This is a genomic window from Ewingella sp. S1.OA.A_B6 (assembly GCF_049889095.1).
Lineage (GTDB): Bacteria > Pseudomonadota > Gammaproteobacteria > Enterobacterales > Enterobacteriaceae > Ewingella.
The window spans coordinates 122,422-148,320 of sequence record NZ_JBLJFK010000001.1; the positions used below are offsets into that span (position 1 = coordinate 122,422).

The 25,899-nt window shown below is 51.5% G+C and carries 25 protein-coding genes, 4 tRNA genes and 1 other RNA gene; 18 read left to right on the forward strand and 12 right to left on the reverse strand.

The annotated features are described in order from the left end of the window. Window positions 1-6 precede the first annotated feature (6 nt). The 17 genes from cydB to pnuC all read left to right on the forward strand — a co-directional run bounded on the left by cydB (window position 7) and on the right by pnuC (window position 10,238). Window positions 7-1,146 (forward strand): cytochrome d ubiquinol oxidase subunit II, encoded by a 1,140-nt coding sequence (cydB, locus tag ACMV8I_RS00580; RefSeq protein ID WP_498863301.1) that lies wholly within the window; start codon window positions 7-9, stop codon window positions 1,144-1,146. 27 nt (window positions 1,147-1,173) lie between these two features. Beyond that, window positions 1,174-1,293: a cytochrome bd-I oxidase subunit CydX gene (cydX, locus tag ACMV8I_RS00585; RefSeq protein WP_498863302.1), complete on the forward strand. Its 120-nt coding sequence runs from the start codon at window positions 1,174-1,176 to the stop codon at window positions 1,291-1,293. Then, the gene (gene ybgE / locus ACMV8I_RS00590; RefSeq protein ID WP_498863303.1) at window positions 1,293-1,598 is read left to right on the forward strand and encodes a cyd operon protein YbgE; all 306 of its coding nucleotides are present in this window, start codon (window positions 1,293-1,295) and stop codon (window positions 1,596-1,598) included. Before cydX ends, ybgE begins: the two co-directional genes overlap by 1 nt. Window positions 1,599-1,735: 137 nt before the next feature. Further along, complete coding sequence (ybgC, locus tag ACMV8I_RS00595; RefSeq protein WP_498863304.1) at window positions 1,736-2,140, forward strand: tol-pal system-associated acyl-CoA thioesterase; 405 nt, start codon at window positions 1,736-1,738, stop codon at window positions 2,138-2,140. Then, window positions 2,137-2,826, forward strand: a complete 690-nt coding sequence (gene tolQ, locus ACMV8I_RS00600; RefSeq protein ID WP_188469651.1) for a Tol-Pal system protein TolQ — start codon at window positions 2,137-2,139, stop codon at window positions 2,824-2,826. Before ybgC ends, tolQ begins: the two co-directional genes overlap by 4 nt. A 12-nt stretch (window positions 2,827-2,838) precedes the next feature. After that, a complete protein-coding gene (gene tolR, locus ACMV8I_RS00605) occupies window positions 2,839-3,270 on the forward strand; it encodes a colicin uptake protein TolR (RefSeq protein WP_140470461.1) in 432 nt (143 codons plus the stop codon). Between the two features lie 127 nt (window positions 3,271-3,397). Then, window positions 3,398-4,612, forward strand: a complete 1,215-nt coding sequence (gene tolA, locus ACMV8I_RS00610; RefSeq protein ID WP_498863305.1) for a cell envelope integrity protein TolA — start codon at window positions 3,398-3,400, stop codon at window positions 4,610-4,612. A gap of 132 nt (window positions 4,613-4,744) precedes the next feature. Then, a complete protein-coding gene (tolB, locus tag ACMV8I_RS00615) occupies window positions 4,745-6,037 on the forward strand; it encodes a Tol-Pal system beta propeller repeat protein TolB (RefSeq protein ID WP_498863306.1) in 1,293 nt (430 codons plus the stop codon). A 44-nt stretch (window positions 6,038-6,081) separates the two neighbouring features. Continuing rightward, on the forward strand, window positions 6,082-6,591 hold the full coding sequence (gene pal / locus ACMV8I_RS00620) for a peptidoglycan-associated lipoprotein Pal (protein ID WP_497232852.1): 510 nt from the start codon (window positions 6,082-6,084) through the stop codon (window positions 6,589-6,591). Window positions 6,592-6,600: 9 nt separating this feature from the next. Then, on the forward strand, window positions 6,601-7,398 hold the full coding sequence (gene cpoB, locus ACMV8I_RS00625) for a cell division protein CpoB (RefSeq protein ID WP_498863307.1): 798 nt from the start codon (window positions 6,601-6,603) through the stop codon (window positions 7,396-7,398). 183 nt (window positions 7,399-7,581) lie between these two features. Then, window positions 7,582-7,657 (forward strand) — tRNA-Lys (locus ACMV8I_RS00630). Between the two features lie 49 nt (window positions 7,658-7,706). Then, window positions 7,707-7,782: transfer RNA gene (locus tag ACMV8I_RS00635), tRNA-Lys, on the forward strand. 50 nt (window positions 7,783-7,832) lie between these two features. After that, a tRNA-Lys gene (locus ACMV8I_RS00640) sits at window positions 7,833-7,908 on the forward strand. A gap of 49 nt (window positions 7,909-7,957) precedes the next feature. Further along, a tRNA-Lys gene (locus ACMV8I_RS00645) sits at window positions 7,958-8,033 on the forward strand. A gap of 14 nt (window positions 8,034-8,047) precedes the next feature. Continuing rightward, a non-coding RNA gene (locus ACMV8I_RS00650) (RtT sRNA) lies at window positions 8,048-8,162 on the forward strand. A 241-nt stretch (window positions 8,163-8,403) separates the two neighbouring features. After that, on the forward strand, window positions 8,404-9,465 hold the full coding sequence (gene nadA, locus ACMV8I_RS00655; RefSeq protein ID WP_498863308.1) for a quinolinate synthase NadA: 1,062 nt from the start codon (window positions 8,404-8,406) through the stop codon (window positions 9,463-9,465). A 50-nt stretch (window positions 9,466-9,515) separates the two neighbouring features. Continuing rightward, window positions 9,516-10,238 carry a nicotinamide riboside transporter PnuC gene (pnuC, locus tag ACMV8I_RS00660; RefSeq protein ID WP_498863309.1) on the forward strand — a complete coding sequence of 241 codons (723 nt, stop codon included), beginning with the start codon at window positions 9,516-9,518 and terminating at the stop codon, window positions 10,236-10,238. Window positions 10,239-10,312: 74 nt separating this feature from the next. Here the strand turns inward: pnuC and zitB are convergent, their stop codons facing one another. From zitB to ACMV8I_RS00680, 4 genes are all read right to left on the reverse strand, one after another. Then, window positions 10,313-11,266, reverse strand: coding sequence for a CDF family zinc transporter ZitB (zitB, locus tag ACMV8I_RS00665; protein WP_498863310.1), 954 nt, complete (start codon window positions 11,264-11,266; stop codon window positions 10,313-10,315). An 8-nt stretch (window positions 11,267-11,274) separates the two neighbouring features. After that, complete coding sequence (locus ACMV8I_RS00670; protein WP_498863311.1) at window positions 11,275-14,478, reverse strand: ATP-binding protein; 3,204 nt, start codon at window positions 14,476-14,478, stop codon at window positions 11,275-11,277. Then, window positions 14,475-15,089, reverse strand: a complete 615-nt coding sequence (locus tag ACMV8I_RS00675; protein WP_498863312.1) for a response regulator — start codon at window positions 15,087-15,089, stop codon at window positions 14,475-14,477. The genes ACMV8I_RS00670 and ACMV8I_RS00675 overlap by 4 nt, the downstream gene beginning before the upstream one ends. 127 nt (window positions 15,090-15,216) lie before the next feature. Then, complete coding sequence (locus tag ACMV8I_RS00680) at window positions 15,217-15,558, reverse strand: protein YbgS (protein WP_498863313.1); 342 nt, start codon at window positions 15,556-15,558, stop codon at window positions 15,217-15,219. A 223-nt stretch (window positions 15,559-15,781) separates the two neighbouring features. On the opposite strand from ACMV8I_RS00680, the gene aroG reads away from it, so the two are divergent. Next, window positions 15,782-16,834, forward strand: coding sequence for a 3-deoxy-7-phosphoheptulonate synthase AroG (gene aroG / locus ACMV8I_RS00685; RefSeq protein WP_498863314.1), 1,053 nt, complete (start codon window positions 15,782-15,784; stop codon window positions 16,832-16,834). 46 nt (window positions 16,835-16,880) lie between these two features. Here the strand turns inward: aroG and ACMV8I_RS00690 are convergent, their stop codons facing one another. From ACMV8I_RS00690 to modF, 8 genes are all read right to left on the reverse strand, one after another. Next, a complete protein-coding gene (locus ACMV8I_RS00690) occupies window positions 16,881-18,338 on the reverse strand; it encodes an MFS transporter (RefSeq protein ID WP_498863315.1) in 1,458 nt (485 codons plus the stop codon). Window positions 18,339-18,452: 114 nt separating this feature from the next. Continuing rightward, complete coding sequence (gpmA, locus tag ACMV8I_RS00695; protein WP_498863316.1) at window positions 18,453-19,205, reverse strand: 2,3-diphosphoglycerate-dependent phosphoglycerate mutase; 753 nt, start codon at window positions 19,203-19,205, stop codon at window positions 18,453-18,455. 154 nt (window positions 19,206-19,359) lie between these two features. Next, window positions 19,360-19,692 (reverse strand): PsiF family protein, encoded by a 333-nt coding sequence (locus ACMV8I_RS00700; protein ID WP_498863317.1) that lies wholly within the window; start codon window positions 19,690-19,692, stop codon window positions 19,360-19,362. A 181-nt stretch (window positions 19,693-19,873) separates the two neighbouring features. After that, window positions 19,874-20,920 carry a galactose-1-epimerase gene (gene galM / locus ACMV8I_RS00705; protein WP_498863318.1) on the reverse strand — a complete coding sequence of 349 codons (1,047 nt, stop codon included), beginning with the start codon at window positions 20,918-20,920 and terminating at the stop codon, window positions 19,874-19,876. Then, window positions 20,914-22,062, reverse strand: coding sequence for a galactokinase (galK, locus tag ACMV8I_RS00710; protein WP_498864680.1), 1,149 nt, complete (start codon window positions 22,060-22,062; stop codon window positions 20,914-20,916). Before galK ends, galM begins: the two co-directional genes overlap by 7 nt. Continuing rightward, window positions 22,062-23,111 carry a galactose-1-phosphate uridylyltransferase gene (galT, locus tag ACMV8I_RS00715; protein WP_498863319.1) on the reverse strand — a complete coding sequence of 350 codons (1,050 nt, stop codon included), beginning with the start codon at window positions 23,109-23,111 and terminating at the stop codon, window positions 22,062-22,064. The genes galK and galT overlap by 1 nt, the downstream gene beginning before the upstream one ends. 33 nt (window positions 23,112-23,144) lie before the next feature. Then, window positions 23,145-24,161: a UDP-glucose 4-epimerase GalE gene (gene galE / locus ACMV8I_RS00720; RefSeq protein ID WP_498863320.1), complete on the reverse strand. Its 1,017-nt coding sequence runs from the start codon at window positions 24,159-24,161 to the stop codon at window positions 23,145-23,147. Between the two features lie 242 nt (window positions 24,162-24,403). Beyond that, on the reverse strand, window positions 24,404-25,876 hold the full coding sequence (modF, locus tag ACMV8I_RS00725; RefSeq protein ID WP_498863321.1) for a molybdate ABC transporter ATP-binding protein ModF: 1,473 nt from the start codon (window positions 25,874-25,876) through the stop codon (window positions 24,404-24,406). Window positions 25,877-25,899: the final 23 nt, after the last annotated feature.

Here is a 25,899-nt window from a genome sequence, read left to right on the forward strand (position 1 = left end):
CCACATATGTTTGATTATGAAGTTTTACGGTTCATCTGGTGGGTATTGATTGGTGTCCTTTTTATTGGGTTCGCGGTCACCGATGGATTTGATATGGGCGTGGGCATCCTGATACGGGTCATCGGTAAATCCGATACTGAACGCCGTATTATGATTAACTCCATCGCCCCGCACTGGGACGGCAATCAGGTATGGCTTATCACTGCCGGTGGCGCGCTGTTTGCTGCCTGGCCGATGGTGTATGCCGCTGCCTTCTCCGGCTTCTACGGTGCGATGATCTTGGTGCTGTGCGCCTTGTTCTTCCGTCCGCTAGGTTTCGACTACCGTTCTAAACTGGAAAGCCCACGCTGGCGTGGCATGTGGGATTGGGGCATTTTTATTGGTAGCTTCGTCCCTGCACTGGTATTTGGCGTGGCGTTCGGCAACTTATTGCTAGGCGTGCCTTTCCATATCGACGAGTATTTACGCCTTTATTACACCGGCAGTTTGCTGCAGTTGCTCAATCCGTTCGGTTTGTTGGCCGGGATTGTCAGCCTGACGATGCTTATCACACAGGGTGCGACCTATCTGCAAATGCGTACTACCGGTGAGCTGCACTTGCGTAGCCGGGCTGCGTCGCAGATTTCTGCACTCGTCATGATGGTCTGTTTCCTGATTGCCGGTGTGTGGTTGGTGAAAGGGATCGATGGCTTTGTGGTGACGTCTGCGCTTAATACGGCAGGAGAGTCCAATCCGCTGCGTAAAACCGTAGCGCATCAGGCTGGTGCGTGGCTGCTGAATTATAACAAAATGCCTGGCCTGTGGGCTATTCCGGCATTGGGCGTCATTCTGCCACTGCTGACTATCCTGTTATCTCGTGTCAATAAAGGCGCGCTGGCATTTGTGTCATCTTCACTGACCATTGCTTGTGTGATCCTGACTGCGGGGATCACTATGTTCCCGTTTGTTATGCCATCAAGCACGACGCCTGATGCCAGCCTGACAATGTGGGATGCAACCTCCAGCCTGTTGACGTTGAAAGTGATGACCGTTGTGGCCTGTATTTTCGTGCCCATCATCCTTATCTACACCAGTTGGGCGTATTACAAGATGTTTGGTCGTCTCGACAAGACATACATCGACAACAACAAACACTCTTTGTACTAATCGTTCAACTGAACGGGAGATAACACCATGTGGTATTTTGCCTGGATACTCGGAACGTTGCTGGCTTGTTCGTTCGGTATTATTACTGCGCTGGCTTACGAGCATAGTGAAGAGAACAAAGCCGCTGCAGCGAAAGATGGGCAATAATGAGTTTGCTCGCTGATAAACTGTACGCTGTCACTGACAAGGGCCCCTTGCGGGCTCTTTCACTTGCAATGGCACTGGTACTAGCAGGGTGCGTGTTCTGGCAACCTGCCCAATTTGCCTCTTCAACCAGCAAGTTGGAAGTCTGGCACGGGATCATTCTGATTTGGGCAGTCTGCACCGGATTGGTTCACGGCTTTGGATTCCGCCCTCACCGGTCTGTATGGAAAGCGTTTTTTTCTCCGCTACCGGCGATGGTTATCCTGCTCGCAGGGCTTCTTTACTTTTTTAGGCCGTTTTTTATCTAATAATGATAGATATTTACACGACTTTTCCTGTGGGCCGTTTAGGCCCATAATTATTTGCATTCTCGTCCTACAACCCATTCCCAACCATAAAGCTCTTGCGTATAGTAGGCCCGTCAAATTGCATTACGGGATGTAGAGTGAGTAATTCGTTGTTCCGATGGCCGGTTCGTGTCTACTACGAGGACACCGACGCGGGAGGGGTGGTCTACCACGCCCGATATGTCGCCTTTTTTGAAAGGGCTCGCACAGAGATGTTACGCCAACGCAATTTTCACCAGCAGCAGTTGCTGGATGAACACATCGCTTTTGCTGTCCGCCGCTTGACGGTCGAATACTTGGCTCCAGCTCGTCTCGATGACTTGCTTGATGTTCAAAGTGAGATAACGTCTATCCGAGGGGCTTCACTTACTTTTGCACAACAAATTCTTGATGCGAGTGGCAACCTTCTCTGTTCTGCAGAGGTGTTGATTGCATGCATCGATCCAAACCAAATGAAGCCAAAAGCGCTTCCTAAGTCTATTGTCGCGGAGTTTAAGCAGTGACTGACATGAACATGCTTGATTTGTTTCTAAAGGCCAGCATCCTGGTTAAGTTGATTATGCTTATTCTGGTGTGCTTCTCTGTCGCGTCTTGGGCGATCATCATTCAGCGTACGAAAGTATTGAATGCCGCTACCCGTGAGGCAGAAGCCTTTGAAGATAAATTCTGGTCCGGTATTGAGCTTTCTCGTCTTTACCAGGAAAGCCAGGGTCGCCGTGAGAGTCTCACGGGCGCCGAACAGATTTTCCATTCAGGTTTCAAAGAGTTCGCCCGTTTGCACCGTGCAAACAGTCATGCGCCAGAGTCGGTTATTGAAGGCTCCTCCCGTGCGATGCGTATCTCTTTCAACCGCGAGATGGAATCGCTGGAAATGCACATTCCATTCCTTGGCACCGTTGGTTCCATTAGCCCGTATATCGGTCTTTTTGGGACGGTGTGGGGGATTATGCACGCCTTCATCGGTTTGGGTTCTGTGAAACAGGCGACCTTACAGATGGTTGCTCCTGGTATCGCTGAGGCATTGATTGCCACTGCAATCGGTCTTTTCGCCGCGATCCCTGCGGTTATGGCCTATAACCGTCTGAACCAGCGTGTTAACAAAGTTGAACAAAATTACGATAACTTCATGGAAGAATTCACGGCTATCCTGCACCGTCAGGCTTTCTCTCGCGAAAGCAGCAGTAACTAAAGGGGGGATAGCATGGCTCGAGTTCGAGGTCGTCGTAACCGTCGCGAAGGTAAGTCGGAGATCAATATTGTTCCGCTGCTTGACGTGCTGTTGGTTCTGCTGCTGATTTTTATGGCAACAGCCCCGATTATTACGCAAAGTGTGGAAGTTGATCTTCCGGATGCGACAGACTCAAAAACAGTGTCCAGCGATGATAATCCGCCGGTCATTGTTGAAGTCTCCGGTGTGGGTCAGTACACCATTGTGGTGGATCACCAGCGTATGGAACAGTTACCGGAACAGCAGGTTGTGGCCGAGGCTGCTAACCGTATCAAAGCTAATCCGAAGACGGTGTTTCTGATCGGCGGTGCAAAAGATGTGCCGTATGATGAGATCATAAAAGCGCTGAACATGCTGCATCAGGCAGGAGTTAAATCTGTTGGCCTGATGACACAACCTATCTGACGATAGGCATTTGTAACACTTATTAGAAACCCGGCTTTTCTTAGCCTAATAAAACGGTGGTCCGTATAGCGATGACTGACGCTGAAGAAATCCGGGTTTTTGGCAATCCTGTGTTGGGAAATCTATTTTGGTAAAGGCAACTGCAACTGAACAAAACGCTAAGCTCAAACGCGCCGTTATTGTTTCGGTCGTTCTGCATGTCATCATAATAGCCCTGTTGATCTGGGGATCGCTATCCGAAGATACCAGCATGAGTGGCGGTGGTGGCGGGAGCGATATCTCTGCTGTGATGGTAGATCCTAGTGCGGTGGTTGATCAGTACAACCGGCAGCAGCAGCAGTCGGCTGATGCTCAACGTGCAGCACAATCCCGTCAGAAAAAATCGGAACAGCAGGCTGAAGAACTTCAGCAGAAGCAGGCAGCAGAGCAGCAACGACTGAAAGAATTAGAGAAAGAACGTCTGCAGGCGCAGGATGACGCTAAACAGGCTCAGGAAGAGACTAAGCAACAAAAACAAGCCGCCGAACAGCAAAAGCAGGCGCAGGAACAACAGAAGCAAGCTGAAGATGCGGCGGCGAAAGCCAAAGCGGAAGCAGCGAAAGCACAGACTGAAGCGGCTGCCAAGGCGAAAGCTGAAGCAGATAAAGCAGCGAAGACCGCCGCAGATGCTCAGAAAAAAGCCGCGACCGAAGCTAAGAAACAAGCTGAATCTGAAGCCGCCGCCGCCGCTGCGATGGCTAAGAAACAGGCCGAAGCTGATGCTAAGAAAGAAGCTGCAGCTGAAGCAAAAGCTCAGGCCGCCGCCGATGCCAAAGCACAAGCATCTGCTGACGCGAAAGCAGCGGCCGATGCTAAAGCCACTGCCGCGGCAGAGAAAAAAGCTGAAGCTGCCGCCGCTGCCAAAAAAGCCGCCGCCGATAAGAAAGCTGCTGCAGCCGCTGCAGCCAAGCAATCTGAATCAGTCGACGATCTCTTTGGTGGTCTGGCAGACTCTAAAAATGCTCCGAAAGGTGGGGCTGCTGGTGGAGCAAGCGCTCCGGCAGGTAAGGGGACTCAGAAGAAGGCTGGCGCATCCGGTGCAGATATTGCTAACTACGGCAGCCAGATTAAGGCGGCGATTGAGAGCAAATTCTATGATGCGCAATCCTATGCGGGCAAAACCTGCACATTGCGCGTTAAGATGGCACCCGATGGTTTACTTATTGATGTGAAGGCTGAAGGTGGCGATCCTGCGCTTTGCCAGGCGGCACTTGCCGCAGCAAGGCAGGCGAAGTTCCCTAAACCACCTTCAGAAGCTGTTTATGATGTCTTTAAAAATGCACCATTAGACTTCAAGCCATAGTCATTATTGAAAATACTTTTTTTTCAGACTTTTACTATGGTATGTCGGTTGAAATTCTAGTTTTGTGTGCGTTGGTTTGTTAAAATTCTGCTAAATTATCGCGGGCAGATCGGTCCAGATAAGGGAAATACAATGAAGCATGCATTTCGAGTAGCGTTCGGTCTTTTGATCCTGTGGGCATCTGTGTTACATGCAGAAGTTCGCATTGAAATTACCCAAGGGGTGGATTCTGCTCGCCCAATTGGCGTTGTGCCTTTTAAATGGGAAGGCCCGGGTGCTCCACCTGAAGATATTGGTGCCATTGTGGCGGCTGACTTACGTAACAGCGGCAAATTTAATCCGATTGATGCATCCCGCATGCCTCAGCAACCGTCAAGTGCATCCGAAGTGACACCTGCGGCCTGGACAGCATTGGGTATCGACGCGGTTGTGGTTGGCAAGGTTCAGCCAAGCGCAGATGGAAAATATTTGGTTTCTTACCAGTTAGTGGATACTGCGGGTTCCCCAGGTACCGTTCTGGCACAAAATCAGTATCAAATCACCAAGCAGTGGTTACGTTACTCTGGACATACTGCCAGCGATGAGGTGTTTCAGAAGCTGACCAATATTAAAGGCGCATTCCGTACCCGTATTGCTTACATTGTGCAGACCAACGGTGGTAAATTCCCGTATGAACTGCGCGTTGCTGACTACGATGGCTATAACCAATTTGTTGTTCACCGTTCACCGGAACCACTGATGTCTCCTGCATGGTCACCGGACGGCAGCAAACTGGCGTACGTGACTTTCGAAAGCGGTCGTTCTGCGTTGGTTGTGCAAACTCTGTCTAATGGCGCGATCAAGCAAATTGCTTCTTTCCCACGTCATAACGGTGCGCCAGCATTCTCACCAGACGGCAGCAAACTGGCCTTCGCCTTGTCTAAAGGCGGTAGTCTGAACATTTATGTTATGAATCTGGGCTCCGGTCAAATCAGCCAGGTTACCGATGGACGCAGCAACAATACTGAACCCACCTGGTTCCCAGATAGCCAAAACTTGGCTTTCACGTCGGATCAGGGTGGTCGTCCACAGTTGTATAAAGTGAATATTAATGGCGGTGCGCCTCAGCGTCTGACCTGGGAAGGTTCTCAGAATCAAGACTCTGATATAAGCACAGATGGTAAATTCTTGGTTATGGTAAGCACCAATGGTGGTTCCCAGCACATCGCCAAACAAGATCTGGTAACGGGAGCCGTTCAAGTATTAACGGGCACGTTCCTGGATGAGACGCCTAGTATCGCACCGAATGGCACCATGGTTATTTATAGCTCCTCTCAGGGCATGGGTTCCGTGTTGCAGTTGGTCTCGACTGATGGGCGTTTCAAAGCACGTCTTCCGGCAACTGATGGACAGGTAAAATTCCCTGCCTGGTCGCCGTACCTGTGATGCATATATAGCTATGTATGGCAAATTATAAAAGGATCAACGAGATGCAACTGAACAAAGTGCTTAAAGGGCTGCTGCTGGCTGTGCCTGTATTGGCAATCGCCGCGTGTAGTTCTCACAAAAGCGCAGACAATGGCCAATCTGGTATGGGCGCTGGCGCTGGCACTGGTGCAGAAAGCGGCAACATGTCTTCTGAAGAGCAAGCACGTCTGCAGATGCAAGAACTGCAAAAGAACAATATCGTTTACTTTGGTTTAGACAAATTCGATATCGCTTCTGACTTCGCTCAAATGCTGGACGCGCATGCAGCATTCCTGCGCAGCAACCCTTCATACAAAGTGACTGTTGAAGGTCATGCTGATGAACGTGGTACTCCGGAATACAACATCGCTCTGGGTGAGCGTCGCGCTACTGCAGTTAAAATGTATCTGCAAGGCAAAGGCGTTTCTGCAGATCAAATCTCTATCGTTTCTTACGGTAAAGAAAAACCAGCTGTACTCGGCCATGACGAAGCGGCTTACGCTAAAAACCGTCGTGCCGTACTGGTATACTAAGAGAGTCGCATGAGCAGTAACTTCAGAACTCACCTGTTGGGTCTGTCGTTACTGGTTGGCGTAGCGGTCCCATGGGCCGCTACTGCCCAAGCGCCAATCAGTGATGTCGGCTCAGGCTCGATTGAAGATCGGGTCACCTCTCTGGAGCGTATTTCTAACGCTCATAGCCAGCTATTAACTCAACTTCAGCAACAACTCTCTGACTCCCAACGCGATATTGACTCTCTTCGAGGCCAGATTCAGGAAAACCAATATCAGTTAAGTCAGGTTGTTGATCGTCAAAAGCAAATCTATCAGCAGATGGACAGCCTAAGCAGCCAAGGTTCAGCGGCTAATGCGAATGCTGCCGCTTCAGGCGCTGCTGCCGGAGCTGCCGCTGGCGGTGCTACTGATTCGTCGAATGCAGCACCCGCACAGGTTCCTGCCAGCACGGGTGATGAAAACAGCGACTACAATGCTGCAGTTGCACTCGCTCTGGAAAAGAAACAGTACGATCAGGCTATTTCTGCCTTCCAGGCATTTATTAAGCAGTACCCGAAATCAACTTATCAACCTAACGCCAACTACTGGTTAGGGCAGTTGTACTACAACAAAGGTAAGAAAGACGATGCCGCCTATTTTTATGCGGTTGTCGTCAAAAACTTTCCCAAGTCGCCAAAAAGTTCGGACGCGATGTACAAGGTTGGGGTGATCATGCAAGAGAAAGGGCAGGTGGATAAAGCCAAAGCCGTCTATTCGCAGGTCGTAAAACAGTACCCAAATACCGATGCGGCCAAACAAGCTCAAAAACGTTTGTCTTCACAGTAAATTGCCATTCAGGCCCGGAAAATACAGATTTCGTCTGTTTTCTGGGCTTGAATGCGTGAAGAACAAGCAGTCAGGCCTTTTTCTTCAATTAAACATTGCACTGAAAAGTTATATAAGTAATATATGCCGCCGTTGCCTAGGCAACTGTAAGACGTTAAAGCAGTGAGATATTTAGCTTTGTGCGGGCCGTTAGCTCAGTTGGTAGAGCAGTTGACTTTTAATCAATTGGTCGCTGGTTCGAATCCAGCACGGCCCACCATTTCAGGTAGAGCACATCGCAAAATAAGAAATATTAAGAAGTAGACCGTGGGCCGTTAGCTCAGTTGGTAGAGCAGTTGACTTTTAATCAATTGGTCGCTGGTTCGAATCCAGCACGGCCCACCACTTCTTAGTTGCTAAACTCATTAACCGTCTGTACTACCGTGATATCGCACGGGCCGTTAGCTCAGTTGGTAGAGCAGTTGACTTTTAATCAATTGGTCGCTGGTTCGAATCCAGCACGGCCCACCATTTCAGGTAGAGCACATCGCAAAATAAGAAATATTGAGAAGTAGACCGTGGGCCGTTAGCTCAGTTGGTAGAGCAGTTGACTTTTAATCAATTGGTCGCTGGTTCGAATCCAGCACGGCCCACCACTTTTAAAATAGAACTGGTAGTAAAGCAGTGCAGGATGAGAACCACTGGTTCGAGCCGAGCGAAGCGAGACGACAACGCCAATGCGCTGCCCGCAGGGTGAGGCCGAATCAATCCAGCACGGTCCACCACCTGCGAGTGGTACCAGACTAGAACGCCTCAAGGCGTTTTTGTTGTTTCTAGCCCCTGAAAATCATTTCCCTCCTCAATTTTTTAAGTTCCTTAAACACTTTCTGCTTAAAGAGTAAAATCCCAGCGACTTTCCCACTTATCTGCGGTATTTTGTTTAGCATACAAAACAAACGGGCGAATTTATTCCGTTACTGCTTCCTGAGTCCGGGCTGAGCCCCCGGCCACAAGAGATGATGAGCGATGAGCGAGACTTTAGACCTGAATGCTGCAGTGTACCCTTTTCCTCCTAAGCCGGCCCCGCTGAGCCAAGATGAAAAAGCCTTCTATAAAGCTAAAATCAAAACCCTGCTTAAACAGCGCAATGCGGTGATGGTAGCGCACTATTACACTGATCCGGAAATTCAGGCGCTGGCAGAAGAGACCGGCGGTTGCGTGGCTGATTCGCTGGAGATGGCGCGTTTCGGAAGTCAGCATACTGCATCTACGTTGCTGGTTGCTGGCGTGCGTTTTATGGGGGAGACAGCCAAGATCCTCAGCCCCGAAAAAACTGTGCTTATGCCGACGCTCAATGCTGAGTGCTCATTAGATCTGGGATGCCCGGAACAAGCGTTCTCTGATTTTTGCGACAGCCATCCTGACCGCACCGTTGTGGTCTACGCTAATACTTCCGCTGCGGTGAAAGCACGTGCTGATTGGGTGGTCACCTCAAGTATTGCTGTAGAGCTTATCGAGCATCTCGACAGTCTGGGCCAGAAAATTATCTGGGCACCGGACCGCCATTTAGGGAATTACGTCCGTAAGCAGACTGGCGCGGATATACTGTGCTGGCAGGGCGCATGTATTGTGCATGACGAATTCAAAACCCAGGCGCTGGAACGTATGAAAGTGCTGTATCCGGATGCCGCCGTACTGGTGCACCCGGAGTCACCACAGGCGATTGTCGATATGGCCGATGCCGTGGGGTCAACCAGCCAGCTGATTCAGGCGGCGAGAACGCTGCCTAATAACAAACTTATTGTTGCCACCGATCGCGGTATCTTTTACAAAATGCAGCAGGCTGTGCCGGATAAAGAGCTGTTCGAAGCGCCCACTGCCGGCGAGGGTGCGAGCTGCCGTACCTGTGCGCACTGCCCGTGGATGGCGATGAACGGCCTGAAAGCCATTGCTGAGGGTTTGGAACTGGGCGGTGCTCAGCATGTGATAGAAGTAGATGAAGTGCTGCGGATCAAATCACTGATCCCGTTGAACCGGATGCTGGATTTTGCCGCGCAGCTTAAACTGCGCGTGCAGGGTAATGCGTAAAACTGAGGGAGTTCTGCTCCTGCCCGAATAATGCAAAGAAGGGAATCGCTATGGATTTTTTCAGTACTAGCCATATTTTGGTCCATATTCCGCTGGGTAAGGGCGGTTATGATCTCTCGTGGATAGAGGCAATAGGTACTCTGTTTGGCCTGTTATGCATCTGGTATGCCAGCAAAGAGAAGATCATTAACTACCCGTTTGGACTGATTAACGTCACCCTGTTCGCGGTGATTTTCTTTCAGATCCAGCTCTATGCAAGCCTGTTGCTGCAAATTTTCTTCTTCGCCGCCAATATTTATGGCTGGTATGCCTGGAGCCGTCAGACGGCAGACAAGCAGGCTGAGTTACAAATCCGCTGGCTTCCGCGTGGAAAAGCACTGGTCTGGAGTCTGGTCTGCGTGGTCGGTATTCTGTTGATGACTTTTAATATTGACCGCGTTTTTGCAGCCTTAAGCCAGATTGCCGTGAATCTGATGCAGACGATGGGGTTGGATGTGCAGATGCCTGTGCTGCAGCCGGATGCCTTCCCATTCTGGGACTCATCCATGATGGTGTTGTCGATTATTGCGATGTTGTTGATGACCCGTAAATACGTGGAGAACTGGCTGATATGGGTAGTGATTGATGTGATAAGCGTGGCAATTTTTGCTTATCAGGGCGTGTATGCCATGGCGCTGGAATATGTATTGCTGACGCTGATTGCGCTGAATGGATCTTGGCTGTGGATCAAAAGTGCGGCTGAGAACGATTCTAAGCCCCTTCAGCGCGTTTAACTCGCTATAGAATAGGATTTATCGTAGCGCCTCCTTAATGGAGGCGCTGTGCGTTTGAAGAGCAAATCAAGCGGTCAATGGTGATGCGCGTGACTGTGCCCGTGGTGTTCGTGCCCAGCTTCTGCGGTACTGCTTTCATTAATCAGGCAGTCCGGCGTGCTGCACTCGCTATACTCCATCTGAATAGTGGCATGACCGATACGGTATTTATCCAGCAGGTGCTTCTGTATCCGACCCAATAATGCATCGTGGTCGTGTGGGGGAACGACCTGCGCATGCAGCGTCATCAGGCGCTGTTCGCCAATCTGCCATACGTGAACATGATGAATACTGCGAATTTCGGGGATAGCGCCCGAGAGGTCTTTTCGCAGTTTCTCAATATCCACTTCTTGTGGCGTACCTTCGAGCAACTCATGAAAACTCTCTTTCATTAGGCGCCATGCATTGCTGAGCACCAGGCATGACACCAGTACCGACAGAATCGGGTCAATGGGCGTCCAGCCAGTTTTCATGATGATAAGTGCAGCAGCGACGGCACCGATTGAACCCAGCAAATCGCCCATCACGTGTAATGCCGCAGCGCGCACGTTGATATTGGCTTTCTCTTCTCCTTGGTGCAGCAACCAGAAAGAAACCAGATTAGCGAACAGCCCGGCGATACCAATGACCAGCATGGTTCCGCCCATCACCGGCTGCGGATTAACGAAACGGGTGATGGCTTCCCAAACAATCAAAATCACGATCACCAGTAACGCCGCCGCATTCACGAAGGCGGCCATAGTGGTCAGCCGCAGATAGCCAAATGTGTGGCTGGCGCTGGGTTTTCGCTTGGCAAAATGTACCGCCAGTAATGCAATGAGCAGAGCGGCGGCATCAGTCAACATATGACCCGCATCGGCCAGCAGTGCCAGTGAGCCGGAGATCAAGCCGCCGATCACTTCCACGACCATAAAGACCACGGTGATCATAAAGGCCAGCAGTAACCGGCGACTGTTTTTATCCTGAGGTAAAAATGACGTTGCTGACATATCTTTCCTTATCTAAGTGAAACCGGATGAAGCGAGGAAGCAGCTTCTTGCATGCTGAGCTTATTGAGCAAATCCTGAGATAACCGGTGCATTTTATTATAGGCAACACAAGATATATTGCCTTGATGACATTCTTCGATGGCTTCCTGGCATAGGGCCGCTTGCACGGGATAACCCAGGATCAGCAGGCTGCCTTTTATCCGATGGATTGCGTCTTTCAGCGCGGAGAAATCCCCGCAACCCTTTGCTATTTCTGCCTTGCGCAGATCCCCGTCCATCGTCAGTTGCAGTGTCTGGATTAGGCGTGCTATCAGTTGTTGATCCTGATTGCCGGTGTGTGCGAGGCGCTCCGGCAGATCGCTAAACGGGGCAGGAGCAGGCAATAACACCTGGCGGATATCAGCGAGAGAGATCGGTTTGGTCAGGCAATGTTGCACGTCGAGGTGACGGAGCGACATGCGGGTGAACTCCTGCACATCGGCTGAACACAGCACAATCTGAATGCGCAGAGGTTGTGGATTCTGGCGTTCCTGACGTCGCACCAGTTTTGCCAGTGTAATGCCATCTGGATGCGGCATATTATAATCCACGAACAGTAATCCGAAAGGTGTCTGGGCGTGCGCACGTAAGAAGGCCCGGCCGCTATCGAATAAAGAGGCCGTAATGCCTAGCGTGGAGAGTTGTCGCTGCATTAAAAGCAAATTGGTCGGATGATCGTCAATGACTGCCACGCGCAGGTTCTCGCTAAGAGGCTGGCTCTTGTCAGGCTGCACATGTTGTTTCACCGCAAAGGCCCTCGGCGCAGGGAAGATGACACGGACTTCTGTGCCAATATCAGGCAGAGAGTTGAGATAAAGAGTGCCTGCCATTGTCTCCACGATCTCTTTGCATACTGATAACCCAAGGCCGCTGCCCTGAACGGAAAACAGCTGTGCGCCTTTACCCCGATAGTAAGGTTCGAAAAGTTTGTCGATCTCCTGTGGTTCAATTCCGCAGCCGGTATCACTGACCACGATGTCCAGCAACTCGCCGCGACGAGCATCTTCTCTCCAGCTAATTCCGACGCTGATTTTCCCTTGTGCCGTAAATTTAATGGCATTACCGATCAGATTATTCATCACCTGCATCAGCCGGTCGCTATCGATCATCAGCATGTCAGGCAGCGGGGTGAAGGGTTTAACATCAAAAATGACTGGACGCTGAGCTATCAGCGGTGGGTACAGCTGTGTCAGTTGAGTCATCCAGGTTGACGATGACATTGGCTTGGGTGACAACGTCAGGGTTCCGGTATCGAGACGAGCGTAATCCTGCAAGTCATTGAGAAGATTCATTAATGATGAAGCCGAACTGTAGATCAACGGCAGGTTTTCCCCAGGAGTGAACTGGCGTTGAAGCTCCAGTTCCAGCAGGCCGAGGATTGCATGCATAGGCGTGCGCAGTTCGTGGCTGAGCGTTGCCAGAAACTGGCTTTTGTTGCGGTTTGCCATCTCAGCCTGTTGCCGGGCCAGCTCCAGCCGCGCTCTTGCTTCACGCTCCCTGCGCCGTTCCCGGCGTAGTAGCCACAGGCGGCGGGCCAGAATCAGCACCAAGATTGCCACCACTGCTGCCAGTAAGCTCAGTAACCAGGTGGTTTGCGGCTGCATACGGTTATCGTTTACGGCGTCAATCACGTTACGGCGGTCGCTGGTCCACTCATCGCGTAGCGACTGCAAGGTTTGTGGCGGGATCTGCTGCAGATTTTTATCCAGAATAGAGAGCAGAAAAGGGGAGTGCAGGCCTACACCAAAGGAGATGGGATAAGAAATGTTGTTGGCAGCGAAGGCCAGTTTTATCGCCCCAGCGTAGCGTGATAATGAAATGAAATTGGCAGAAACGATGTTATCGACCAGTGCATCAATCTGGCCTCTGGCCAGTGCGTCGTAAAGTCCTTGAACGTTATTGAATTCAATTCTCGTATCATTAGCAGGAACAAGTGCGGCAGCCAAATCCCCCCTTATTACACCGATGCGTTTGCCCTGTAAATCCTGCCATGTAGAAACCCCCTCGCTGCTCTGGCGAATATAAACACCCCACAGAGAACGGTGAAACGGCATGCTGCTCAGGTAACGACCGCGTGAATCCGGCGACAGTGGCAGCACTGCCCGAAATAGCGCCTTTTCCTGACTAACAAGTTTGTCGGCCTGCTGTGCGTCACGGCCCCATACCGGTTCAAATGTCAGCCCGGTATTTTGCGCAATGATATTGAGAATATCGACCACATAGCCGTGCGGCTCCCCGTCAGAGCCGCGATAGACAAAGGGGTAATTGTTCTCCGTTGCTGCATAAGGTACCCGCCGATGTTGCTGAACCCACCGTTCCTCGAGCGGCGTGAGCGACGCATTTCCTGCGTCAAGATAACTCGGGATGGGTTTATTCCAGCGGCCCTGAAGGGTATTCATTACCTCCATCGGCGTGGTGGCGATAGTCTGATTCAGGACCTCGAGCAGGGCCGGATCATTGCTGGCGAATACGAAAGAGAGATTGCCGAAATCCAGCGCACTTTCGATGCGGTAAATCTGGCCGAGCTGTAACTGATCAAGAATAAAACTGGCGCTGGCTTCATCGGCGATCAGGTAATCACTCTTGCCGTTGAGCAGGGAGTAGACTGCCTGTAGATTATTGTCGAACAGATGTACATCGGGCGTCAGTTTACTGATGCGGTCGAAAGCCTGCATGCCGGTCATTTTGCTGATGGCAATCTGCGCATCGCGGGAATTTACCATGATCTGACGGCTGTTCTGCCGGCTGCGTAGCACCCGCAGCGGGCTAATGTAGTAAGGCTTCGACGCCCACATACCAGGCGGCATCGCATTAAGCGGCACGCCATAAAACAGATCAATATCGCCCTGATTAAGGGCGCTTTGCAGCGCTGAGAGTGAAGGATAGCCGCGCAGGTCCAGCGTTATGCCCATCGCCTGCTGAACGTAACTCAGATAGTCGGCATTCAGGCCGTAATAATCATTGTCGATCAAAATGTTATACGGACTGGTGTTATCGCTGAGAATACCGATGTGCAGCGTTTTTCCGCGCCACGGATTCTTTACGCCGTTAAGTAGCACGTCGGTGGGTAAATTGAGATTATTTGCCAGATGCAGCGGCGGAGATGCCGCCTGAAGCGGGGTGAAAAAAAACAGGAAAATCAGCAGCCAACCGGCGTGAATCAGCGCTTTCACTGCTGCAGCTCTTTGTACACCGCCGCCAGTTCAAGCAAATTAGTGGCACCGGTTTTACGTAAAATTGTATTTTTATGCGTACTAACGGTTTTATTACTGATGCTGAGCATGTCGGCAATCTGTAAATTCGATAAACCCTTTGCCAGCAAACCGATCACTTGCAATTCTTTCGGGGTTAACACTTGCGATTCACCGGTGTCCTCAGGCGTCGGATAGGTTACCCATTCAGGAAAGAAACGCTCTCCCTTACTGACCGCATCAACGGCGGCGATCAATTCGCTCATCGGCTGGCCTTTACTGACAAAGCCGCAAGCTCCACCATATTGCGCCAGACGGGCATACACGTCCTCTTCCTGTGCGGTGTAAATCAGAATGTTCAGCGCAGGGTAGTGTCGCAGCATCCGCTTCATCAGTTGTAAACCGTCGACCTGCGGCAGGCCAATGTCCAGAATTACCAGTTTGAAGGTGCGCTCCGCCAGGCAATGCATGGCTTGCACATCAGCAGCAGCGCTGAATAGTTGCCATTGTTGTTCCGATCTCTGCAACGCGGCTTCCAGCGCCACCTGAACTAAAGGGTGATCGTCGACCAGCAGCAGAGACAGAATAGGCATGAGGATATTCAACGCTAAGAGATAAAGGGACTTTCAGCATAACCGAAGCGGTATCACTTGCAAACGTCCACAAAAATAGGAGCCGAAGCCCCCATTTGCAGATTCACTCATGAGTCAGTCGACGAAATCAGTTACCCGTGGCTTTAGATTTCTCACTACCCGGAACTTGATTAGGGCAGCGGCCGTCTTTACACATGGTTTTTTCGTGATCGGCTGTTTTACTGCTCATTTTGTGATGGGTCTTATCTGTAGATTTATGCGCTTTGTTATGGACTTCATTTACCGGTTTATCGGTATTATTGATCTTACTGTTATCAACACTTTTGGGGGCGATCTTTTGAATCGAACCTGGGCTACCGGATTGGTTCGCTGCACCATTGTTGGAACCTGCATCAGTCCCCTCAGCAAAAGCTGCACCACTACCTAACGTCATTGTTGCGGCAAGAATCATAATCGCAAGCTTGTTCATATCTTGTCTCTCCATCTTATGGTTGTGATATATCGTCTTTGTATGGCTGTATAAGCTCTATATCTAAAGCCTAGCTGATGATTAGGTGACTGCAATATTATTGAGACTATTCGTAAAGGCTTCTCTGTCTCAAAGTGCATTTACACTGGCACGCAATGCGGCTAGATTGGAGTCGTTCGGCATTTCGCTCCGCCTTCATTTTGAAAGACCTTATGGAACAGTTATGAATTATCAAAACGACGATTTACGCATCAAAGAAATCAAGGAACTTTTGCCCCCGGTGGCACTGCTGGAGAAATTCCCGGCGACCGACAAATCAGCAAAAACAGTATCTCAGGCACGCAATGCCATTCATAAGATATTGAAAGGAAATGATGATCGTTTACTCGTTGTCATTGGACCCTGCTCCATTAACGATCCTAAGACCGCGAAAGAGTACGCAGCCCGTTTGCTGACCATGCGCCAAGAGTTGCAGGGTGAGCTGGAAATTGTGATGCGCGTGTATTTTGAAAAACCGCGTACCACCGTGGGCTGGAAAGGGCTGATTAACGACCCGCAAATGAACAACAGTTATCAGATTAATGAGGGTTTGCGTATTGCCCGCAAATTGTTGCTGGATATTAATGACTCAGGTTTACCGGCAGCCGGTGAATTTCTTGATATGATCACGCCGCAATATTTAGCCGATCTGATGAGTTGGGGTGCTATTGGTGCGCGTACCACGGAATCTCAGGTTCACCGTGAACTGGCGTCGGGCCTTTCCTGCCCGGTGGGATTCAAAAATGGCACTGATGGCACTATCAAAGTGGCTATCGACGCTATTAATGCTGCCGGCGCACCGCATTGTTTCCTGTCCGTCACCAAATGGGGCCATTCGGCGATTGTTAGCACCAGCGGCAACAACGACTGCCACATCATCCTGCGCGGCGGCAAAAAACCAAACTACAGTGCTGAAGATGTGAAAGAAGTGAAAGAAAGCCTGAAAAAAGGCGGTTTGCCAGCGCAAATTATGATCGACTTCAGTCATGCGAACAGCAGCAAACAGTTCAAAAAACAGATGGAAGTCTGCACCGACGTTTGCGGTCAGTTGGCTAATGGTGAGCAGGCCATTATGGGTGTGATGGTGGAAAGCCACCTGGTCGAAGGGAATCAAAACCTCGACAGCGGTGAACCCCTGACTTATGGCCAGAGCGTGACCGATGCCTGCATAGGCTGGGAAGATACCGAAATCCTTCTGCGTGAACTGGCGGATGCGGTAAAAGCGCGTCGCGGTTAACCCGTTCGAAAGATAAAGCATCTAAAGCTCCGCTTGCGGGGCTTTTTCATTTTTTAGCTTGCCGTGATACGACATCGCCTGCGTTGGGGGCCAAACGGGCAATGTCGATCACCGCTAGCGCGGTCACCAGTGCAATCATCGCAAAGCCCAGCCTGAAGGCGATGCCAGGAATTGACGTTAACCCCGCATAGGTGGCGATTAATTCTCCCGCCCGAATGCTGAGTGCGCCGAGGGTCACCCCAAGGCCCGCCGCCAGCTGCAATGAGGTGCTGAAAAGCGTATTGGCTGAGCTCATTTCGGTATCCGGTACCTCGGCAAATGCCAGCGTGCTTATCCCGGTGAACTGCATCGAACGACACAATCCGCCCCAGAACAGCATCATAATTGTTAGCACTTCCGGGCTGGAAGGCGTGAGAAAAGCGCACACCAGCAAAGAGAGTGCGCTGAGCAGGCCGTTACCGATCAGTAATTTTTTAAAACCAAAATAGCGAATCAGCGGCGTAGTTGCCGGCTTCATCATCAGATTCCCGGCGAATACCGCCAGCACCAGAACACCAGAGTGAAAGGCATCCAATCCGAATCCCACCTGAAACATCAGCGGTAACATAAAGGGCACAGCACTGATGGTAGTACGGAAAATAAACCCACCGCGCATGGTGATCCTGAAGCTGTTTACCTTAAGCGAATCTAGCCTGATCATCGGAAAAGCGGCATTACGCAGATGCCTGACCGCCATCCACAGTGCGATGCCACCGATGGTCAGTAGGCTTAGCGTATAAGTCAGATTTACCTGCTGCTTACTGCACAGTTCGAGCCCGATCACTAAACAGAGCATTGCGACACCCATCATGATAAAGCCTTTGATGTCAAAGGGCTGTTTTCCCGAGGATATCTTGTTGGGGAGCAGTCGCCAGGCCAAAATAATCGCCAGGGCGCCAAGGGGAACATTGATAAAAAATATCCAGTGCCAACTGGCATAAGTGGTAATAAAACCGCCTATCGGTGGGCCGAGAATAGGGGCAACCAGCGCAGGCCACGTGAGTGTTGCTATCGCTTTAATCAACTGATCTTTCGGCGTAGTGCGCAGAACTACCAGCCGGCCAACCGGCACCATCATGGCGCCGCCAATTCCCTGAATAATACGCATGACGACAAATTCAGTGACATTATGTGCCAGCCCGCAAAATAACGAAGAGAGTGTGAAGATAAGCAGGGCGGCACTGAAGACGTTGCGGGCCCCGAAACGTTCGGCGATCCAGCCGCTGGCGGGTATCAGAACCGCGAGGGTTAGCAGATAGGCACTGATACCAATGTTTAAATCAACCGCTGACACACCAAAAGAGTGCGCCATAGCCGGTAGCGCTGTGGCAATGATTGTACCGTCCAGAAACTCCATGAAGAAAGCCCCAGCCACCAGCAGTGCCGTGGGAGAAAGCCCTGCGCAGCGGTCTGGATTATCGCTTGACTGAGACGTTTGATCGGGTTGTGCGTCAGCGCGTGACATGACTCATTCCTGTTCTGGGGTTCATCTGCAGATTTTATACTGAAAACCATAAAAAAAGGGACAGCTTGCGCTATCCCTTCTCTGCACTTGTAATATCACGCAGATGCCGCGAAATTACTTAGCCTTACCCTGGTTTGCCACGGCCGCCGCTTTCGCTGCGATTTCGTCGGCATTGCCCAGATAGTAATGTTTAATCGGTTTGAAGTTTTCATCGAATTCGTAAACTAATGGCACACCGGTAGGGATGTTCAGTTCAAGAATTTCGTCTTCACCCAGGTTATCCAGGTATTTAACCAGCGCACGCAGGGAGTTACCGTGTGCAGCAACGATCACGCGCTCGCCGCTTTCAATGCGTGGTTTGATAACGTCAGTCCAGTAAGGAATAACGCGCTCGATGGTCAATGCCAGGCTTTCAGTCGTTGGCAGTTCTTCAGGACGCAGTTTCGCATAACGCGGATCGTGTCCAGGGAAGCGCTCATCGCTTTTTTCCAGTTCAGGTGGAGTCACGGCAAAGCCACGACGCCATTGTTTAACTTGTTCGTCACCATATTTCTTGGCGGTTTCTGCTTTATCCAGACCCTGCAACGCGCCGTAGTGACGTTCGTTCAGTTTCCAGGATTTCTCAACTGGCAGCCAAGGCTGATCCAGTTCGTCCAGAACGCTCCACAATGTATGAATGGCACGTTTCAGCACAGAAGTGTAAGCGAAGTCGAAATGGAAGCCTTCGTCTTTCAGCAACTGACCGGCCGCTTTTGCTTCGGTACGGCCCTTGTCAGAAAGTTCGACATCATGCCAACCGGTAAAACGGTTTTCTTTGTTCCACTCACTTTCGCCGTGTCTTACCAGAACCAGCTTGGTTACAGCCATAGCTAAAATCCTCAATTAACTGAAATTCCAATGATAACTGTTATCATTATAGGGTCTGAGCGGCGCAGACGGCAATCTGAATCTGATTGTGCGTTGCCACCTGTGTCGCCCAAGGTCCTTTCACCATAGCGAATTTAAGCGTTCACTTCAGCCGTTAGCTGGCTTTTTTCAGACAGGTACTCATAAAGGTCTTGCGGGCGTCGCCTTTAAGCTCTTTTTTCCCTGCATCGGCATTACAGTTTTTCATCTTGTTCTGCTGCTCTGTCATTTTCTTATCGGGTTTGGTTTCTGCTTTCAGGCAGTGACTCATAAAGGTTTTGCGATCATCGCCCTTGAGCGACTGGCCGGCGGCTTGTTGGTTACAGTCAGTCATTTTTTGACGTTGCGCAGCCTGTGCGGCAGAAGGGGCTTTCGCTGTGTCAGCGGCCAGTGCCTGACCCCCCATTAACAGGGTAGTGAGAAGCGGTAAAATCACGGTTAAACGCATAACAGATTCCTTATCCGGTCCAATTGGCAGGACATTCCATAAGCGTAGATGGGCAAAGGCGCTTTAGCACAGAAAAAAAGCGCAGCAGGATGAGCAAGAGGTCACATTTTACAGGAAGAGGGCGGGCGAATGCTAAAAACAACAGAGCCCTTCGGCCCTGCTGATATCATATTAGCTCAGCTTATAATGCAAAAAATTGATAAACCGTTTGCGAGCGGTAGGTCTGACCGGGCTTTATCCAGCAGCTTGGTTGAGGCCAGGTTGGGTGATTTGGGCTGTCAGGCAGGAATTCACTCTCTAGTGCTACACCCTGATATTGTGCATATTTTCCGCCGGTGCGGTTTGGCGTACCGCTCAGAAAATTGCCGCTGTAAAGCTGCAGGGCCGGGGCCGATGTGAACACGCTCATTTTCACTTTGCCGTCCGCGGACCACAAATGCGCTGCAGGATGTTCACCGCTGTTACAGCCGCGGTTGAGCAAATAAGCGTGATCATAGCCTTTGACCCGCTGCTGATCGCGATCACTCAGGAAATCTTTAGCCAGCGTTTTTGGTACGTTAAAATTCATACCGGTGTGCTCAACCGTCGTCGGATCTGCGCAGGGAATACCGTCACTGTCGATGGGCAGGAAGCGGTCGGCGAACAGTTGCAGCGTCTGTTGACGTGCATCTTTGCCTTCACCGTCAAGATTGAAGTACGCGTGATTGGTCAGATTAACCGGACACAGCTTATCCACCGTCGCTTTATAGCGGATCTCAAGGCGGTTATCGTCCGTCAACTGATATTGAACTTCAGCGGTCATATCCCCCGGATAGCCCTGATCACCATCGGCTGAAAACAGCTGAAAGCTGACTTGCTGCGCATTCTGCGACAAGATTTTCCAGCGACGTGCATGGAAACCTTCCGGACCGCCGTGCAACTGATGTACACCCTGATTAGCGACCAGCAGATGCGGCTTACCGTCAATCTGAATCTGTGAACGGGCAATCCGGTTAGCATAACGGCCTACCGTTGCACCCAGATAGGCATTCTGGTTGATATAAGCCTGTGGGGTTTCACAGCCCAGCAGGAGTTCGCGTTTCTCACCCTTTGCCAGCGGTAATTCGAGCGACAGCCACGTCGCGCCCCAGTCCATCAATGTGGCGGTGGTACCAGCTGCGTTCTTCAGGGTAACCCGTTCGAAAGGTTCGCCATCCGGTGCTAACAAGGTGTTCTCTGGTTTCAGCATATGCCGGCTCCTTGCGAAGCGGTACAGACATAAAACGTCTCTTTCAGGCCAGTTTGTGCCGGGTATTCACGGGCGACGGTTTCGCGCACGGCATCAATCAAATCAATCGGGATGAGCGCTACGATGCAGCCACCGAAGCCTCCACCGGTCATGCGCACGCCGCCTTTATCGCCGATCACACCTTTGACGATCTCGACCAGAGTATCGACGGGTGGAACGGTGATCTCAAAATCATCACGCATTGACGCATGAGACTCCGCCATCAGCTCGCCCATCTTTTTCAAATCACCGGCGGCCAGCGCATCAGCTGCTGCCAGGGTGCGATCGTTTTCAGTGATCACGTGACGGGCGCGACGTGAAACTACCGGATCAAGTTCGTCAGCAATGGAGAAAAACAGAGAAGGATCGACGTCGCGCAGTGCTTTGACACCAAAGAAGCGGGCGGCTGTTTCACACTGTTCCCGACGCGCGTTGTATTCACTGTCGACCAGACCGCGTTTCACGTTGGAGTTGATGATCACCACGGCGGCGTTTTTTGGCATGGAAACGGCGCGGGTTTCCAGCGAACGGCAGTCGATCAACAGTGCGTGATCCTGTTTACCGAGCGCTGAAATCAGTTGATCCATGATCCCGCAGTTACACCCGACAAACTGGTTTTCTGCTTCCTGACCGTTCAGTGCCAGCGCCACGCCGTCGAGCGGCAGGTCATAAAGGGATTTCAGCGCCTGACCGACCGCCACTTCCAGCGATGCAGAAGAGCTGAGCCCCGCGCCCTGAGGCACGTTGCCACTGATGACCATGTCGGCACCGGAGAAATCGTTGCTGCGCTGCATCAGGTGTTTCACCACGCCGCGCACATAGTTGGCCCAGGGATGGTTTTCACTGCTGAGGATCGGTTCATCAAGGGAGAAGAGATCTTCTTCATTGTCAAAATCTGCTGCGACCACGCGGATCTGGCGGTCGTTACGCTGGGCGCAAGCGATCACTGTTTCATAGTCAATCGCGCAGGGCAGAACGAAACCGTCATTATAGTCGGTATGTTCGCCGATGAGATTGACACGACCCGGTGCTTTGATAGTGATGGTGGCCGGGTAGCCGAATTTTTGCTCAAAAATGTCCAGGGTCTTGTTTTTCAGTTTCATCATTTCACTCCGGCCTCACGATAATGGATATCACTCACTGCACGCAGACGTTCTGCCGCTTGTTCAGCGGTCAAATCGCGTTGGGTTTCAGCCAGCATTTCGTAGCCGACCATGAATTTACGTACCGACGCTGAACGTAACAGCGGAGGATAAAAATGCGCATGTAGCTGCCAGTGACTGTGGTCGCCTTCAGTGTAAGGCGCGCCGTGCCAACCCATGGAATAGGGGAAGGAGCACTGGAACAGATTGTCGTAACGGCTGGTCAGTTTTTTCAGCGCCAGGGCTAAATCACTGCGCTGTGCGTCAGTGAGATCGGTAATACGCTGAACATGTACTTTCGGCAACAGCAAGGTTTCGAATGGCCACGCTGCCCAATAAGGCACGACGGCCAGCCAGTGTTCGGTTTCTACTACGGTACGGCTGCCATCGGCCAGTTCACGCTGCGCGTAGTCGACCAGCATCGGTGAGCCCTGTTGCTCCTGATAGGCGCGTTGCAGTCGGTCTTCGCGTTCGGCTTCGTTCGGCAGGAAGCTGTTGGCCCAAATCTGGCCGTGTGGATGTGGGTTTGAGCAGCCCATCGCGGCGCCTTTATTCTCAAACACCTGCACCCAGGGATAGGTTTTTCCTAAATCAGCGCTCTGCTCCTGCCAGGTTTTCACTACCTCTTCCAGTGCAGGCACCGTCAATTGCGGCAAGGTCTTGCTGTGATCTGGCGAAAAGCAGATCACCCGGCTGGTGCCGCGTGCGCTCTGGATCCGCATCAGCGGATCTTCACTTTCCGATGCAAATGGTGTATCCGGCATCAGTGCCGCAAAATCATTGGTGAAAACGTGAGTGCCGGTGTAATGAGGGTTGACGTCTCCGGTGACGCGGGTGTTGCCCGGACAAAGAAAACAGTCGGGATCGTGCTGCGGCAGAATCTCCTGCGACGGGGTTTCTTGTTGGCCCTGCCACGGACGTTTTGCACGGTGCGGGCTGACCAGAACCCACTGATCAGTCAGTGGGTTATAGCGTCGATGCGGGTGATCGACAGGGTTGAATTCTGACATGCTTCTTCCTTTATTCGGGATATTATCCGGTGTTTAGTCAGGGTAACCCTGCGGATTTTTCGATTGCCACAGCCAGGTATCGTTAGCCATATCTTCCAGCGAGCGACTGACGCGCCAGTTCAATTCATTGGCGGCTTTGGTCGGGTCAGCCCAGTAGGCTGGCAAATCGCCGTCGCGGCGCGGTGCAAAATGGTATTTCACCGGCTTACCACAGGCTTTACTGAAGGCATTCACGACGTCCAGTACGCTGTGGCCGAAGCCTGCGCCGAGGTTGTAAATATGAACACCGGCTTGGTTATTCAGGGTTTTCATCGCTGCGATATGGCCGTCAGCCAGATCCACCACGTGAATATAGTCGCGCACGCCTGTGCCATCGGGCGTCGGGTAGTCGTTGCCGAAAATAGACACCGATTCGCGGCGGCCTACTGCAACCTGCGCGATAAATGGCATCAGATTATTCGGCACTCCTTGCGGATCTTCGCCCATCAGGCCTGATGGATGCGCACCCACCGGATTGAAATAGCGCAGCAGCGTCATGCTCCATTCGGGTTCAGCTCGCTGCACATCTTCAAGAATTTGTTCGACCATCAGCTTACTGCGCCCGTAAGGGCTGGAAGGGTTGCCGGTCGGGAAGTCTTCTACGTAAGGGGTTTTCGGCTGGTCGCCATAAACGGTCGCTGAGGAGCTAAAAATCAGGTTTTTTACGCCAGCGTCACGCATGGCCTCAACCAATACCAGAGTACCTGTGACGTTGTTGTCATAGTACGCCAGCGGCCTGGAGACAGATTCGCCCACCGCTTTCCAGCCCGCGAAGTGGATCACAGAGTGGATTTTGTGCTCGCTGAAAATCTGGTCGAGGATGGTGCGGTCACGAATATCACCTTCATAAAACAGCGGTGTTTTGCCGGTGAGCGTATTGATTCGTTCCAGCACGCTGGCCTTACTGTTATGAAGATTATCAACAATGATGGGCGTATAGCCTGCCTCGATCAGTTGCACGCAGGTATGACTGCCAATGTAACCGCTACCACCAGTGACTAAGACGTACATAAATGCTCCTCGATAGTAATGTTGGGACAACAATATCATGCGCTAAGGTTGAAAAAGGTGATCTGTGCCTGATTATATGGAATCGCTTACACTACAAGTTTAACACTCTCAGAAGGTTTAAGACAGTCAGGGCAGGGGCCGCGTCAGAGCAGCAAGAGGCAGTGCAGACAATAAGTGTAATCGATTACACTTAAATGAATGACGCGAACACAATAGAATTCGCCCGCGTATTTAGAAGATTTCTACTTCAATTCGTCCAGTTGATAGCGATAAATATCGCCATCTGGAACAAAAGAGAGGCGATGAGTGATGCACTCAGGCGCATCCTCAGCATGGTGTGAGACAAACAGCAACTGGGTATCACCTTCGCCAATCATGACATCAACAAAACGTCGCACCAGTTGGCGATTGATCGGGTCCAGCCCCTGCAAGGGTTCATCCAGAATAAGCAGCGCCGGATGCTTGACCAGACCGCGCGCAATCAGTGCCAAACGCTGCTGACCCCACGACAGGCTATGGAACGGTGTGTCGCCTTGGCTGCCGCTAAGGCCGAGCAGCTCCAGCCATTGACTGGTCAAAAATTGCTGGCGGTCAGACACCGCTTGATAAATGCCAATGGAATCGAAAAAGCCAGAGGTAATAACGTTACGCACGCTGGAACTGACGCGGTAATCGAGATGCAGACTGCTGCTGACATAACCGATATGGCGTTTGATATCCCAAATGGTTTCGCCACTGCCGCGACGACGGCCAAATAGCGTCAGATCATTACTGTAACCCTGGGCGTGATCGCCGGTGATCAAACTGAGTAAGGTCGACTTCCCTGCGCCATTTTCACCGACAATCTGCCAATGCTGACCCTGATCAACCTGCCAGGAGAGGTGATGTAAAATAGGGCGATCGTTATATTGCACTACACCATTGCGCAAGATAATCAGCGGGCCGTCGGCAGGTGGCCTGACGCGCTGGCTCGGGTCTTCCGACTCCGGCAGTGCCATCCCTTCAAGATTTTCACTGTGCGCCAGCTGTGCCACCAGCGCGTCGGCCATTACGCTCTCACGTGGGCCGAACGTCGCCAGGGTGCAATCCGCCAAAACGCCGACGTGCTGAACAAACGGAGGAATGTCATCGAAACGGTTGAGCACCACCACCACCGTTTGCCCCTGCTGTGGCAATCCAGCTAACAATTCTGCCAGTTGCGCACGGGCATTGACATCCAGCCCGTCGAAGGGCTCGTCCAGCACCAGCAGATCGGGTTGCTGCATCAATACCTGACAAAGCAGGGTTTTGCGGGTTTCACCGGTGGAGAGATATTTAAAGCGGCGATCCAGCAGTTTAGTCATACCAAACCGGGCGGCCAGTTCGGCGCAGCGTTGCGGGTTTTTGACCTGTTCCTGAATCATTTCGGCGGTGGTGCGGCCGGTATCGTCCTCGCCTTCACTCAGCAGATCGGTGTTGTTGCGCTGCCACTCTTCTTCCACCAGTTTCTGTAACTGTTCGAAAGAGAGGCGTACGGCATTGCTGAAGGTGTTGCGGGAATCCCCTGTCAGCATGACCAATTCACCTGCCAGTGCACGGGCCAGCGCTGACTTACCGCTGCCGTTCGAGCCGACAAAAGCCCAGCTTTCGGCCTGCTTAATGCATAGTTCAGGCAGTGTAAGGGTGCGGGTATCGCTGAGGCGGAAAACGCCTTGCGAGATATGCAAAGATGACATGTCTCATCCATTTATAGTGGCGA